The following is a 12,216-nucleotide window of genomic DNA, read 5'->3' as shown; positions in this document are numbered from 1 at the left end:
AACGGTGTGGACTCGTGCAGAGTCTCCCGGTGAGTGTCGTCATCCCCACCCGCAACCGCCCGGAACTGGTGGTGCGTGCGGTCCGGAGCGCGCTCGCGCAGACGCTGCGTAACCTCGAGGTGGTCGTCGTCGTGGACGGCCCGGACCCGGCGACCCGGGCGGCGCTGGACGGGATCGGGGACGACCGGGTGCGCGCGGTCGAGCTCGTGGAGTCCGGCGGCGCGCCGGACGCACGCAACGCCGGCGTCGGCGCCGCGCGGGGCGAGTGGACCGCGTTCCTCGACGACGACGACGAGTGGCTGCCGGAGAAGCTCGCGACCCAGCTGGCGCTCGCCCGGACGTCGCCGTACGCGCTGCCGATCGTCTCCAGCCGCCTGTACATGCGCACCCCGCGGGCCGACACCGTGCTCCCGCGCCGCTTACCGGACGACGGCGAGCAACCGACCGAGTACCTGACCGTGCGCCGGGGCGTGTTCCACGGCGACGGATTCCTGCAGACCTCCACGATCACCGCGCCCACCGCGCTGCTGCGCCGGGTGCCGTTCACCCCCGGGTTACGCCGGCTGCAGGAGCTCGACTGGAGCCTGCGGTGCCTGGAGCACGACGGGGTCGGCCTGGTCTACGCCGACGAGCCGCTGGTCATCTGGCACGCCGACGAGAACCGTCAGCGGATCAGCGCCGACGCGCCCTGGGAGCAGTCGATCGCCTGGCTCAAGGAGAGCCGCGAGCGCGTGACCCCCCGCGCGTACGCGGCGCTGGCGATGAGCGTCGTCGCGTCGATGGCCGCCACCAGCAGGAGCCCGCGGGTCTTCGCCGACCTGCTCGGGGAGGCCGTGCGGCACGGCCGGCCCGGCCCGATCGACTACCTGACCTACGCCCAGGTGTGGCTGCTCCCGCCGGGGTTCCGGCGCGCCGTGCGTGACCGCGTGCTGGGCCAGGCCGCGGCCGGATGATCAGGCTCCTGCCGGCGGCGGCCCTCGTGGTCGCGGCCGCGATCGTCGAGTTCGTCCGGACGAGCAGCGTCACCGAGGCCGGTGAGGCGGCGGTGGCCGCGCTGATCGCGGCGGGGGTCGCCGCGCTGGCCCTCACGCTCCCCGGCGCCAGCGTGCGCGGCACCGTGCTCGGCGGCACGCTGGTGCTCGCCGGCATCCTCACCTGGACCTCCACCGACCGGCCGGTCGTCATCTGGGCGGTGCTCGGGGCCGGGGGAGTGCTCTGGGCGTGGTGGAGCCGGCCGTGGCTCGGCGGGCTCCGGCAGGTGCCGCGCCTCGGCGGGGCCTGGACCGGGCTGGCGTACTGGCCGCTCGGCGTCGCCGGTGCGGCCCTGGTCGGACACTGGACCGTCGGCGCGCAGCGGGCCGCGTACGCCGGGGTGTTCGCGCTCGCGGTCCTGGCCGTGATCGCCTTCGTGCGCGGCACCGGCCGCGACCCCAGCGTCGCCGTCGCCGCCGCGATCCTGCTCGGCGTGGCCGCGCTGCTGTGGGCCGGGGCCGGGAGCGTGTTCGACACGGTGCGCGAGGCGCCGGCCGGCTCGGCGCAGGGCATGCGTGACCGCTTCTGGGGCGGCCTCGGGCTCTTCTACCACCCGAACTCGCTCGCCGGGCTCGCGGTGATCGCCGCGATCCGCGTCGGCGCCGACCGGGCGTTCGGGCTCGCGCAGCGGCTGGCCGTCACCGGGCTGGCCGGGCTTCTCCTGCTGCTGAGCAACTCCCGGACCGGCCTGGTGTTCGCGGGCGGCGCCGCCGTGGTGCACGCGTTCCTGGTCCTCCGGCGCCGCCGCGCCGACCTGCCGGACTACCGCCGCCGGTGGCCGGCGGCCGCGACGCCGTTCCTCGTGCTGGTGATCGTGTACGTCTCGTCCGGCGGCCTCGACCACCTGACCCGCGACCGGTTCAACACCGGCGCGAGCCCCGGCGGCAGCCCGGTGGCCGCGGCGACCAGCGGGCGCACCGACACCTGGCGGCAGGTCTGGCGCGACTGGGAGGACGCGCCGCTCGCCGAGAAGCTGTTCGGGAACGCGACGACGTCCCGTGCGGTGGTCACCCGGCTCGACGACGGTGCGCCGCCCGAGGGTCCGCGCCGCCAGCTCAACACCGACAACGCGGCCGTCGGCGCCTTCCGGCGCGGAGGGGTCCTCGGCGCGGCCGCGTTCGTGTTCGGCGTCGGACTGCTCGTCGTTCACGCGCTGCGCCGACGCCGGGCCGGCGGGTGGCCGGCCGCCTGGTTCACGGTCGGGGTGCTGGCGGTGGTGCCGACGATCGCCACCGAGGACTGGATGCTGGGCGGGACCAACGGCGCGCTCTGGCTCCTCCTGGTCGCCGGTGAGGCGTACCTGGTGCTCCGCCCGACCCCGCCGGTGGAACCGAAGTTACCGGTGGGAATCTTGACAACTCCGGTTAAGTAAGTCCGGAGTGGATGATTCCCGCCGAGAGGACACCGATGCCGTCCCGTCGTTCCGTACTCGCCGCCGCCGCCGGAGTGTTAGCCGGGTTACCGGTCCTGGGGGCGCCGGGCACCGCGTTGGCCGCCCCGGGGCCGGCTCCGGCCGCCGGTAGCCCGATCCCGGACACGCTCGCCAGCAAGCTCGCGGTGAACGCGCGCCGGAAGGCCGACGAGTCGAAGTTCCCGCTGACCCACCTCGCGGTCGGCTGGACGGGGCCCGCGGACGGCGCCGCGGTCCGGGTCCGCACCCGGTCGGGCTGGGGCGACTGGACCGCGCTGCACGGCTGCGACGGGGGGCGGGACGGCCGCGCGGTCGCGAAGCGCGCGCTGATCAACGTCCCCGGTGGGGTCGGGTACGAGCTGACGCTGCCCGGCACCGGCACGGTCACCGAGCTGAACACGGTGGACGGCCCGACCCGGGCCACCGCCGCGGCGACCGGTTCGTCGACGCCGCTCTCCACCCGGAAGGTCGGCCGTCCGTACCTGAGCCGCGCGGCCTGGGGCGCCGACGAGACGCTGCGCTTCACCGACGACGGCGTCGAGCGGTTCCCGGCCGACTACTACCCGGTGCAGACCGTCACCGTGCACCACTCCGCGGGCATCAACGACGACCCCGACCCGGCCGCGACGATGCGCGCGATCTACTACGACCAGACGATCACGCGTGACTTCGGTGACTTCGGCTACCACCTGGCGATCGACGAGGCGGGCCGGGTCTACGAGGGCCGCTGGTCGGGCACCGACCCGTTCCCGGTGTACGGCGGCCCGCTCGGTCCGGGCGGCCGGCCGAGGATGAACAACGCCGCGCACGTCGGCGGCTTCAACGCCGGCAACGTGGGGATCGTCCTGCTCGGCGACTTCACCGGACGGCAGCCCACCGCGGCCGCCCGCCGGTCGCTGACCTACCTGCTGGCCGCGATCGTCGCGCTCGGCGGTCTCGACCCGCTCGGCACCACCGCGTACGTCAACCCGATCAGCGGCGCCACCAAGACCGTGCCGACGATCCCGGGGCACCGGGAGTGGGCGGCGACGCTGTGCCCGGGCGACCTGTTCTTCCCGGAGCTGGCGAGCGTGCGTCAGGACGTGGCCGACCTGCTGGGCTGAGTCGGGACGGGCCCCGGGGTGTATCCCCGGGGCCCGTGGTGCTCAGCGCGGCGCGCGGTCGGCTTCCGGGTGGATCGGGAGCGGGCGGTTGGGCACCAGGCCCCAGCGCTCGGTCCACCGGAACGTCCGGTCCACGGTGAACGAGCGCCGGGCCCGCACCCACTGCTCGACGTCGACGCCGCCGCGGCGGGCGTCGATCGCGGTGATGTTCCACCGGCCGTTCGACGCGAAGTCCGACGACGTCACGAAGTCCAGCACCTGGGGCCGGTAGCCCTTGAACGAGCCGTGGTACCCACGCACCTTCGTGAAGGTGTAGACGTAGTACCAGGAGTAGCCGACGTCCTTGTTCGTCCGCTGGCACAGGAAGTGCACGAGGACGTCGGGCCGGCCGTCGCGGTTGACGTCGGCGGTGTCGACCTTGCGCACCAGCAGCGTCGCGCGGCCCCGGATCACCTGGCCGTAGTCGCTCTCGTCCGGGGCCACCTCGCGGAAGGTGACCCGGCCGCTCGGGCAGCGCAGCCCGTCACGCAGGCGGGCCCGGGTCCACGGCGTGTCCAGCGTCGCGTTCTTCCAGTCGAACGCGTCGATCGTGCGCGACGTGGTGAGCGGCGGCGGTGAGGACGGCGCCTGGGGTGCGGCCGCGGCGGCGGACGCCGGTGCGGCGATCCCGCCGACCGCGGCGGCGACCATCGCGAACGCCGCCGCGGTGGCCAGACGTCCGCGCAGTGTCCTGAGTGTCATGACTGGTTCCCCGTTCTCACCGGGCGGTCCGGTGGTGTCGACGAGGGTGCTACCGGTCACAGTGGACGCGCCACCTACGGTCATCTAGCCGACAGCGTGCAACGCAACGGCCCGGTACGGACATCGGACCGGCGGGGCCGGTGTGCGCCCGGCGTCAGGAACGGTGCCGGCCGAGGACGGCGAGGGCGTCGGCGGCGCCGGTCTCCAGGGCCAGGATGTCGGCGATGCCCACGGTGATCGGCTCCGGGGCGAGCAGGCAGTGGCTGCCGACCACCCGTCCGCTCTCGATGATCAGCGGCACACCGACGTAGCCGCGCAGCCCGAGCACGGTGACGAACGGGTTCGCGGCGAGCATCGGCTCGGCACGCAGGTCCCCGACGACACGCGAGTGCCCGCTGCGGACCATCGGTGCGCAGAACGACCACCGCACCGGGACGCTGAACCGGTCGACGACCCGGTCGCCCACCCGCACCACCGGGGGCAGCCCGTGCAGCCCGACGCAGTACTGGGTGCCGCCGTCCAGCAGCGTGATCAGGCTGATCGGCCGGCCGGTCCAGGCGACCGTGCGGGCGGCGATGTCGTCGAGCGCGGCGGTCAGCGCGGGGTCGCGGTGGTCGTAGCGCCCGACCTCGGCCAGGCGCGCGGGGTCACCGAGCGTCGATTCGACGAACTGCATGGCGCTGCCCCTCCCTGGGCCGGTGACGTGGACACCGTGCTCTTCGGTTGCCGGTGGTGTCCGCTGTAGCCCGCGGCCCGGTCTGCACCCGGGCGGCTCCCGACCGGCACGTCACCGGTTGCGGTGCGCGACGCCGCCGGGGGCCAGGGCCCAGGGGGTGAGCAGGGCGGCGCCGAGGCCCGCGAGGGTGGTGGCGAGGCCGAGGACGAGCGCGGATCGCGGCTGCGGGGCGGCCCAGAGCGCGAACCCGGCGGTCACGGCCATCGCGACGAGCGTCAGGGTGAGCTGGGCGACGGGAAGCGGGGCGCGGCGCAGCGGGCGTAGCGCCACCGTGCCCACCAGCGCGACGGCCACGGCGGGCACCACTCCCAGCACCGCGCCCACGAACAGCACGAGCAGCAACACCCCGAGGTTGTGGACGAGGTCGCCGGTGACGGCGTCGACCTGGGGCGCGCCGAGCGCCGCGGCGATGGTGGCGGCACCCGCCGCCGCGAGAGCCCCGAGCCGCCACGCGCCCGGTGCCGCCCCCGGTGCCCGGCCCGCCCCGGCCAGCCGCCACCCGATCAGCCCGGCCAGGAATACCGGGAGCGTGACCGCGAGCACCTGCTCCGCCGGGGACTCGGCCACCTCGACGAGCGCCCAGAACGCCGCGGTCACCGCCCCGCCGATCAGACCGGTGACCAGAGCAGCGGCGGTGAACCTCATGGCGGAACTCCTCGTCCGACAGATTTTTGAGCGGTCGCTCAAGACGAGAGTACCGGCCGGATCACCTCGTCGGCCAGCCACCGGGCCACGCCGTCCGGGTAGGGGGCCGGCACGCTCAGCACGAAGTGCCGGAACCCGGCGTCGAGCGCGGCGCCGATCGTGTCCCGGGCGGCTCCCGGTGCCTCGTACGCCACGCCGAGCTGCATCGACCGCACGATCTCGGCCGGGTCCCGGCCGATCCCGGCGCAGTACCGGTCGAGCCGGGCGCTGCGTTCGGCCAGGTCGGCGATGTCCCCGCCGCCGGGGATGTTCCACACGTCGGCGTGCTCGGCGGCCACCCGCAGCGTCGAGGACGCCCGCCCGCCGATGACGATCGGGGGGCCGGGGCGCTGCACCGGCTTCGGGTTGCCGAACGCGCCGGTGAGCCGCACGTACTCCCCGTCGGCGTCGAACGGCTCGTCGGACGTCCAGAGCCGCCGGATCACCGCGCAGGCCTCGGCGAACGCGCCGATCGCGTCGGCGGTCTCCGCGAACGGCAGACCGTGCGCCTCGTACTCGCGGCGGGCCAGCGGATGACCGGGCCGCGACCCGACCCCGATGCCGAAGTCGAGTCGTCCACCGGACACCACGTCGACGGTCGCAGCCATTTTCGCGAGCATCGCGGGCGGCCGGAACCGGTTGCTCGTCACCAGCAGCCCGACGCGCAGCCGGGAGGTCTGGGCGGCGAGCGCGGAGAGCAGCGTCCAGCCCTCGAACGCCGGGCCGTCCGGGTCGCCGAAGATCGGCATCAGGTGGTCGTAGAGCCAGGCGTGGTCGATCTCCGCGACCGTGTCGGCCTCGTGCCACACCCTCCGCAGGTCCGCGTAGCCGACCTGGGCCGGCGCGGTCATGATGCCGAACGTCGGCGTCACTTCTGCTCCAGCTTCCCCTGCGCGGCGTCGACGGTGAGGTCCGTTCCGCGCAGGTAGGCGGTGGTGACCCGCTGGATCTGCGCGACCCGCTCCGGGTTCTCGTCGGTCGTCTCCGCGGAGGCGTAGCCGGTGATGCCGCCGAGGGAGTGCTCGCCGCCGAAGAGCGTCAGCAGGTGCGTGGCCCCGGGGCTCAGGCGGTAGACGTCGGTGAACCAGTCCGGGCCCCGGGTGGAGAGCCGCGACTGGTCGGCGTCGCCGGCCACGACGAGCGTCGGGGTCTTCAGGGTCGCGAAGTCCGGGCGCATGAACGCGAAGTTCTCGGCCGCGAACGGCACGAGCTCCTCGCCGGTGCCGGTGGCGGCCAGCAGGATGCCGGCGCTGATCCGCGGGTCGGTCCAGTCCTCGTCGACGTCGACGACCCGCGCGCCGAGCAGCATGCCCGCGGTCTGGGCGCCCCAGGAGTGGCCGGCGACCGCGACCCGGTCGAGGTCGAGGCGGCCGATCGTCGGCAGCGCGTCGAGCACCCGGGTCAGGTCCGCGGCGCGCAGGCGCCAGATCTCCGGCGTGCGCGGGTCGTCCGGGGGCAGGTTCAGCGTCCGGGAGTCCAGGTGGGTGGGTTGCAGAACGGCGAACCCGTTCGCGACCCAGTGGTCGACGAGCGGGTCGTAGCCGTCCTTCGACTCCCCGAAGCCGTGCGAGAAGACGATCACCGGGAGGTGGTCGCCGGCTGCCGGAACGGACACGCGGACCGGCAGGTCGTCGCCCCGGTCGGGGGCGGGTAACACGACGGTGGTGCTCATGGCGGGGTACCTTCTCGATTAAGCGGAGCGTTGTTCCACAAACATACGGAGCAATGCTCCGTTTAGCAACCGGGCAGGTCGTGGGGCACCATGGGGCCATGGCGAAGCGGGCGGACGCGCGGCGGAACGAGGAGGCGCTTCTCGACGCGGCGGCGGCCGTCTTCGTCGCCTCGGGCGTGGACGCCCCGGTGCGTGACATCGCGGCCACGGCCGGCGTCGGCATGGGCACGATCTACCGGCACTTCCCGACCCGGTCGGACCTGATCATCGCGGTGTACCGGCACCAGGTGGAGGCCACCGCCGCGGCCGGGCCCGCCCTGCTCGAGTCGAGCGGCACGCCGCACGCCGCGCTCGCCCGCTGGATCGACATGTTCGTCGACTTCCTGGTGACCAAGCACGGGCTGGCGACCGCACTGCAGTCTGACGAGGCCGGGTTCCACTCGCTGCACGCGTACTTCCTCGACCGTCTCCAGCCGGTCTGCGGCGACCTGATCGCCGCCGCGGCCGCCGCGGGCGAGATCCGCGACGACGTCGACCCGTTCGAGCTGCTCTACGCGGTCGGCAACCTGTGCATCGGCAACGATCCGCGCTACGACGCCCGCCGCGTGGTCGGCTTCCTGATCGCCGGCCTGGCCCGCTGACCCCCGCTAGGCCGATCGGCGGGAGCTGCCGAGGCGGGGGAACGGGGCGGTGGAGAAGACGACCTCGACCGCTACCTCGAAGTACCCGGCTATCCGCAGCGCGAGGTGCAGCGACGGGCTGTACTCGCCGCGCTCGAGGTAGCCGACCGTCTGGTAGTGCACGCCGAGTGCCTCGGCCAGCTCGCGCCGGGAGATGCCCCGCTCGGCCCGGAGCATCGCGATCCGGTTGTAAATGGCCTCGTTCTTGTCCATGGTCCCCTCATGCGGCCCGCTGCAGGGCCCGCTCCCTCCGCGCGATCACGGCGGAGCCGGACTCCCGGCGCGCCATCCTGCGCAGAACGATAGGCGCCGCGACCAGCCCGGCGATCGCCCAGGCCCCCAGCACGCCGAGCGTCTCCAGGTGCTGCCAGGAGCCCGCGTGCTCCACCGCGGCCATGCCGTCGGGCAGCAGCGCCGAGCGCATCCCCAGGCCGAGCCAGTACACCGGGAACACCCGCCCGAGCGACGCCAGCCAGTCCGGGTACCCGTCGAGCGGGTAGAAGATCCCGGAGATCGCGATCAGCGCCATGATCGGCAGGATCGCGAGGCCGCCGTTGCGCGGGTTGTCGATCAGCGCGCCGAGCACCGCGCCCAGCGGCAGCGTCGCGACCAGGCCGAGCACCAGCACCCAGGCCAGCGTCAGCCACGACGTGACGCTGCCGATCGCCAGCCCGTCGAGCAGGAACAGGCTCGGCACCAGGATCACCGCGATGTTGAGGATCGTCATCGACGACACCAGCACGATCTTGCCGACGAGGTACCCGACCATGCCGCTCGGCACGGCCTTGGCGCGCAGCAGCGTGCCGTCCTCCCGTTCGACCGCGAGCGACATCATCATCGTCGACAGGCCACTGAAGACGATCGTCATCCCGATCAGGCTGGGCAGCGTCCTGGCCCCGAGCGAGAACGCCGTGCCCGGCACCGTGTCGCCGCGGGTGAAGTACAACACGACCAGGTAGATGACGCTGGGCAGCACGTGGTTCCACAGGTCCATCGGGGTGGTCAGCGTCTGGCGGAGCTCGATGAGGCCACGGGACACACCGGCGCGGACGGCGTTCAGCGTGGGGTTCACGACGACGCCACCTCCGAGAACTCGCGGACCGCGGCGTCGCGCCGGCCGGCCTCGAACTGCCGGACCATCGTCATGTACGTGTCCTCGAGGCTGGCCCGGCGCACCTCGAGGTCGGTGATCGTGTCGTCGTGCCGGTGGAACAGGCCGCGCACGAACGCGGTCGCGTCCTCGGTGGAGTGCACGTAGCGGGTGCCGTCGACGCTCCAGCGCACCTCGGCCTGGGTGGAGATCCGCCGGGTCAGCGCGTCGGCCGAGCCGTCGGCGATGATCGTGCCGCCGCACAGGATGAGGATGCGGTCGGCGAGCTTCTCGGCCTCGTCCAGGTCGTGGGTGGTCAGCAGGATCGTGGTGTCGTCGTCGGCGATCTCGTGCACCAGGTCGTGGAACTCGCGGCGGGCCTCGGGGTCGAAGCCCGCGGTCGGCTCGTCGAGGAAGAGCAGGTCGGGATGCCCGATGATGCCGACCGCGACGTCGAACCGGCGTCGCTGGCCGCCGGAGAGGCTGCTGATCCGGGAGCCGGCCTGGGCGGTGAGGCCGACCGCGACCAGCAGGTCGTCGACGTTCCACGGGCGGCGGTCGGTGGCGAACGCGCGGTAGTACCGGCTCAGGTGCTCGAGCAGCTCACGCACCCGCCACTTGCTGTGGTCGCGCCACGACTGCAGGACGATGCCGACGCGGGCGCGCCAGCTCTCCCCGCCGCGGGCCGGGTCGGCGCCGAGCACCAGCACGTCGCCGGCCGACCGCCGCCGGAACCCCTCCAGGATCTCGATCGTGGTGGTCTTGCCGGCCCCGTTCGGGCCGAGCAGGACGAGGACCTCACCCGGTCGGGCGGTGAACGAGACCCCGGTCAGCACGTCGGTGTCCCCATAGCGCATCCGTAAGTTCCGCACGTCGATCGTCACATCGGCCGGCATGTAGTAGGTGTACTACAAAATCGAGCATCTCCACAACGACCTCGCGCGCTGGCCGTTTGCGACGACCTGTCGTATCGTTTACGACAGGTTGTCGCTAAAAGGAGAGACGCATGGACACGCACGCGGAGATCGTCGAGTTGTTCGGCCGCTACGCCGACCTCGCCGACCAGAAGAAGTACGACGAGCTGCCGGGCCTCGTCTTCACCGATCCCGTCACGCTCGACTTCGAGTCGGTGGCCGGGATCGCGCCGATGACGCTGCCGCTCGCCGACTACGTCGAGATCCTGCGGGCCTCGTTCGCGCCGTTCCTGGCCACCCATCACGCCATCACCGGGCACGTCGTCACGCTCGACGGTGACCGCGCGAGCGCCCACGCCCACGTCCGGGCCGAGCACTGGCTTCCCGGCGAGGGGCCCGACCGCTGGCTGGTGGTCGGGTTCTACGACAACGAGGCGGTACGGACGGCGGACGGCTGGCGGTTCAGCCAGGTGCGGCTCACCGCCTCCTACCAGGAGAACGCGCACCTCGCGGGCGTGGGGAGCTAGATGCCCCGGATCCGCGGAGCCAGCATCGAGCAGCACCACGAGCGGGTGTGGGCCGACCTCGCCGCGGCCCTGCGCGAGCTGATGCTCGAGCAGGACTACGACGCGATCACGATGGGGAGCATCGCGGCCCGGGCCGGGCTCGCGCGCAACACGCTGTACAACTACGCGCGCGACAAGAGCGCGCTGGTGCTGGCGTTGACCGAGCGCGCGGCCCGGCCGACGCTCGACCGGGTGGCCGCGATCGCGGCCAGGGCGGAGGTGCCGGCCGCGGACCGGATGGGGGAGATCGTCGAGGCGGTCCTCGACGCGTCCACCGATCAGGCCCTGCAGCCGATGTTCCGCCCGGGCTCCGGGCCGCTCGTCGACGAGCTGCCGAAAGGGCCGGGCAACCCGTTCGCCGCGGTCGTGGCCGAGGTGGAGGGTGTGGTCCGCGCGGGGGTCGCGCGCGGGGAGTTCCGCGACGTCGGTGACGTCGGGCTCACGGTCGAGCTGCTCTCCGGCGCCCTGCGCGCCGGCGCCGAACGCCTCGGCCGCGACCCGTCCTCCTACGACGCCACCGTCCGCGCCGCCCGCGACACGATCCTCGCGGCCCTGCTCCGCCCGGCCCCGCCCGGCCCGCCCTAGGTGCGCACCTCCGCGAGCGCGACCGGGCGGTGCTCGGCGGCCGAGCGGACGCACGCCTCGGCGATCCAGTCGGCCTCCAGCGCGTCGGCCATCGTGCAGGGCGAGGGCCGGGCGCCCGCCACCACCTCGGTGAACGCCTCGAACTCCAGCCGGTAGGCGTCGGCGAAGCGGTCCATGAAGAACTGGTGGGGCTGCGCGGCCGGCCGGAACCCGCCGGGCTCCAGGGACCGCACCGGCACCCGCGGCTCCCAGCCCGCGGCCACGCTGTCGGCCGACCCGTGCGCCTCGAGGCGCACGTCGTAGCCCCGCGCGTTGTAGCGGGTGTTGGACACCAGCCCGAGCGTCCCGTCGTCGAACGTGAGGATCGCGCTCGACGTGTCGACGTCACCGACCTCGGTGAACCACGGGGCACCTTTGTTGCTGCCGGTGGCGTACACCTCGGCGACCTCGCGGCCGGTGATCCAGCGCAGGATGTCGAAGTCGTGCACACCGCAGTCGCGGTACATGCCCCCGGAGGCGGCGATGTACGCCCGGGGCGGCGGCGCCGGGTCCAGGGTCGTGGACCGGACGGTGTGCAGCCAGCCGAGCTCACCCCGCCGCACGGCGTCGTGCACCGCGGCCATCGCGGGATCGAAGCGCCGCTGGAACCCGACCTGCACCGGCACGTCGGAGCCGGCCAGCTCACGCACCAGCGCGGCCCCACCGGCCGCGGTCGTGGCCAGCGGTTTCTCGCAGAACGCCGGGATGCCGGCGGCCACCGCCGCGAGCACCAGCGGGGCGTGCGCCGGCGTCGGGGTGGCGATCACCACGCCGTCGACGCCGGCCGCCAGCAGCGCCTCCGGCGAGCTCGCCTGCTCGGCGTCGAGGGACGCCGCGACCTGCGCGGTGAGCGCCGGGTCGAGGTCGGTGACCAGCAGGTCCTTCACCGCGGGGAGGCCGCGCAGCAGGCCGGCGTGGAAACGTCCGATGCGGCCGAGCCCGATCAGTCCGAGTCGCATCGTG

15 protein-coding genes are annotated in these 12,216 nt (G+C 73.6%); 6 read left to right on the top strand and 9 right to left on the bottom strand.

Features of this window, described 5'->3' with window-relative positions; translation table 11 throughout:
- Positions 1-29: 29 nt before the first annotated feature.
- Genes ABD437_RS21365 through ABD437_RS21355 form a run of 3 tightly spaced genes read left to right on the top strand, consistent with a single transcriptional unit; the run spans position 30 to position 3,546 of the window.
- Positions 30-953, top strand: coding sequence for a glycosyltransferase family 2 protein (locus ABD437_RS21365; RefSeq protein WP_344650656.1), 924 nt, complete (start codon positions 30-32; stop codon positions 951-953).
- Positions 950-2,404 carry an O-antigen ligase family protein gene (locus ABD437_RS21360; RefSeq protein ID WP_344650655.1) on the top strand — a complete coding sequence of 485 codons (1,455 nt, stop codon included), beginning with the start codon at positions 950-952 and terminating at the stop codon, positions 2,402-2,404. Before ABD437_RS21365 ends, ABD437_RS21360 begins: the two co-directional genes overlap by 4 nt.
- Positions 2,405-2,439: 35 nt before the next feature.
- Positions 2,440-3,546, top strand: a complete 1,107-nt coding sequence (locus ABD437_RS21355; RefSeq protein ID WP_344650654.1) for a peptidoglycan recognition protein family protein — start codon at positions 2,440-2,442, stop codon at positions 3,544-3,546.
- A gap of 42 nt (positions 3,547-3,588) precedes the next feature.
- Here ABD437_RS21355 and ABD437_RS21350 read toward each other — a convergent pair whose 3' ends face one another.
- From ABD437_RS21350 to ABD437_RS21330, 5 genes are all read right to left on the bottom strand, one after another.
- A complete protein-coding gene (locus tag ABD437_RS21350) occupies positions 3,589-4,287 on the bottom strand; it encodes a hypothetical protein (protein ID WP_344650653.1) in 699 nt (232 codons plus the stop codon).
- A gap of 154 nt (positions 4,288-4,441) precedes the next feature.
- Entirely contained in the window at positions 4,442-4,963 is a 522-nt protein-coding gene (locus ABD437_RS21345) for a hypothetical protein (RefSeq protein ID WP_344650652.1), read from the bottom strand.
- Between the two features lie 111 nt (positions 4,964-5,074).
- Positions 5,075-5,668: a hypothetical protein gene (locus ABD437_RS21340; RefSeq protein WP_344650651.1), complete on the bottom strand. Its 594-nt coding sequence runs from the start codon at positions 5,666-5,668 to the stop codon at positions 5,075-5,077.
- Positions 5,669-5,706: 38 nt separating this feature from the next.
- A complete protein-coding gene (locus ABD437_RS21335) occupies positions 5,707-6,558 on the bottom strand; it encodes an LLM class flavin-dependent oxidoreductase (protein WP_344650772.1) in 852 nt (283 codons plus the stop codon).
- Positions 6,559-6,575: 17 nt separating this feature from the next.
- On the bottom strand, positions 6,576-7,379 hold the full coding sequence (locus ABD437_RS21330; RefSeq protein WP_344650650.1) for an alpha/beta hydrolase family protein: 804 nt from the start codon (positions 7,377-7,379) through the stop codon (positions 6,576-6,578).
- Between the two features lie 98 nt (positions 7,380-7,477).
- On the opposite strand from ABD437_RS21330, the gene ABD437_RS21325 reads away from it, so the two are divergent.
- The gene (locus ABD437_RS21325) at positions 7,478-8,020 is read left to right on the top strand and encodes a TetR/AcrR family transcriptional regulator (RefSeq protein ID WP_344650649.1); all 543 of its coding nucleotides are present in this window, start codon (positions 7,478-7,480) and stop codon (positions 8,018-8,020) included.
- A gap of 6 nt (positions 8,021-8,026) precedes the next feature.
- Here the strand turns inward: ABD437_RS21325 and ABD437_RS21320 are convergent, their stop codons facing one another.
- From ABD437_RS21320 to ABD437_RS21310, 3 genes are read right to left on the bottom strand one after another with little or no spacing between them, the layout of a single operon-like run.
- Entirely contained in the window at positions 8,027-8,272 is a 246-nt protein-coding gene (locus tag ABD437_RS21320; RefSeq protein ID WP_344650648.1) for a helix-turn-helix transcriptional regulator, read from the bottom strand.
- Positions 8,273-8,279: 7 nt separating this feature from the next.
- Complete coding sequence (locus tag ABD437_RS21315; RefSeq protein ID WP_344650647.1) at positions 8,280-9,131, bottom strand: ABC transporter permease; 852 nt, start codon at positions 9,129-9,131, stop codon at positions 8,280-8,282.
- On the bottom strand, positions 9,128-10,045 hold the full coding sequence (locus ABD437_RS21310) for an ABC transporter ATP-binding protein (protein ID WP_344650646.1): 918 nt from the start codon (positions 10,043-10,045) through the stop codon (positions 9,128-9,130). Before ABD437_RS21310 ends, ABD437_RS21315 begins: the two co-directional genes overlap by 4 nt.
- A gap of 110 nt (positions 10,046-10,155) precedes the next feature.
- Here ABD437_RS21310 and ABD437_RS21305 point away from each other — a divergent pair, with 110 nt between their 5' ends.
- The gene (locus ABD437_RS21305; protein ID WP_344650645.1) at positions 10,156-10,590 is read left to right on the top strand and encodes a nuclear transport factor 2 family protein; all 435 of its coding nucleotides are present in this window, start codon (positions 10,156-10,158) and stop codon (positions 10,588-10,590) included.
- Positions 10,591-11,214: a TetR/AcrR family transcriptional regulator gene (locus tag ABD437_RS21300; RefSeq protein ID WP_344650644.1), complete on the top strand. Its 624-nt coding sequence runs from the start codon at positions 10,591-10,593 to the stop codon at positions 11,212-11,214.
- Here the strand turns inward: ABD437_RS21300 and ABD437_RS21295 are convergent.
- A complete protein-coding gene (locus ABD437_RS21295) occupies positions 11,211-12,212 on the bottom strand; it encodes a Gfo/Idh/MocA family protein (protein WP_344650643.1) in 1,002 nt (333 codons plus the stop codon). The genes ABD437_RS21300 and ABD437_RS21295 overlap by 4 nt on opposite strands.
- Positions 12,213-12,216: the final 4 nt, after the last annotated feature.

Source organism: Cryptosporangium japonicum (genome assembly GCF_039524755.1).
Lineage (GTDB): Bacteria > Actinomycetota > Actinomycetes > Mycobacteriales > Cryptosporangiaceae > Cryptosporangium > Cryptosporangium japonicum.
The sequence above is the reverse complement of the archived record's forward strand: the minus strand, read 5'-3'. Positions and strand labels throughout refer to the sequence as shown.

Excerpts from the sequence above, each read along its gene's own strand:
- ABD437_RS21325 (WP_344650649.1), top strand. The coding sequence starts at position 7,478 with ATGGCGAAGCGGGCGGACGCGCGGCGGAACGAGGAGGCGCTTCTCGAC.
- ABD437_RS21300 (WP_344650644.1), top strand. The coding sequence starts at position 10,591 with ATGCCCCGGATCCGCGGAGCCAGCATCGAGCAGCACCACGAGCGGGTG.
- ABD437_RS21335 (WP_344650772.1), bottom strand. The coding sequence starts at position 6,558 with ATGACCGCGCCGGCCCAGGTCGGCTACGCGGACCTGCGGAGGGTGTGG.
- ABD437_RS21305 (WP_344650645.1), top strand. The coding sequence starts at position 10,156 with ATGGACACGCACGCGGAGATCGTCGAGTTGTTCGGCCGCTACGCCGAC.
- ABD437_RS21340 (WP_344650651.1), bottom strand. The coding sequence starts at position 5,668 with ATGAGGTTCACCGCCGCTGCTCTGGTCACCGGTCTGATCGGCGGGGCG.
- ABD437_RS21345 (WP_344650652.1), bottom strand. The coding sequence starts at position 4,963 with ATGCAGTTCGTCGAATCGACGCTCGGTGACCCCGCGCGCCTGGCCGAG.
- ABD437_RS21360 (WP_344650655.1), top strand. The coding sequence starts at position 950 with ATGATCAGGCTCCTGCCGGCGGCGGCCCTCGTGGTCGCGGCCGCGATC.
- ABD437_RS21310 (WP_344650646.1), bottom strand. The coding sequence starts at position 10,045 with ATGCCGGCCGATGTGACGATCGACGTGCGGAACTTACGGATGCGCTAT.
- ABD437_RS21355 (WP_344650654.1), top strand. The coding sequence starts at position 2,440 with ATGCCGTCCCGTCGTTCCGTACTCGCCGCCGCCGCCGGAGTGTTAGCC.
- ABD437_RS21330 (WP_344650650.1), bottom strand. The coding sequence starts at position 7,379 with ATGAGCACCACCGTCGTGTTACCCGCCCCCGACCGGGGCGACGACCTG.
- ABD437_RS21320 (WP_344650648.1), bottom strand. The coding sequence starts at position 8,272 with ATGGACAAGAACGAGGCCATTTACAACCGGATCGCGATGCTCCGGGCC.
- ABD437_RS21295 (WP_344650643.1), bottom strand. The coding sequence starts at position 12,212 with ATGCGACTCGGACTGATCGGGCTCGGCCGCATCGGACGTTTCCACGCC.
- ABD437_RS21350 (WP_344650653.1), bottom strand. The coding sequence starts at position 4,287 with ATGACACTCAGGACACTGCGCGGACGTCTGGCCACCGCGGCGGCGTTC.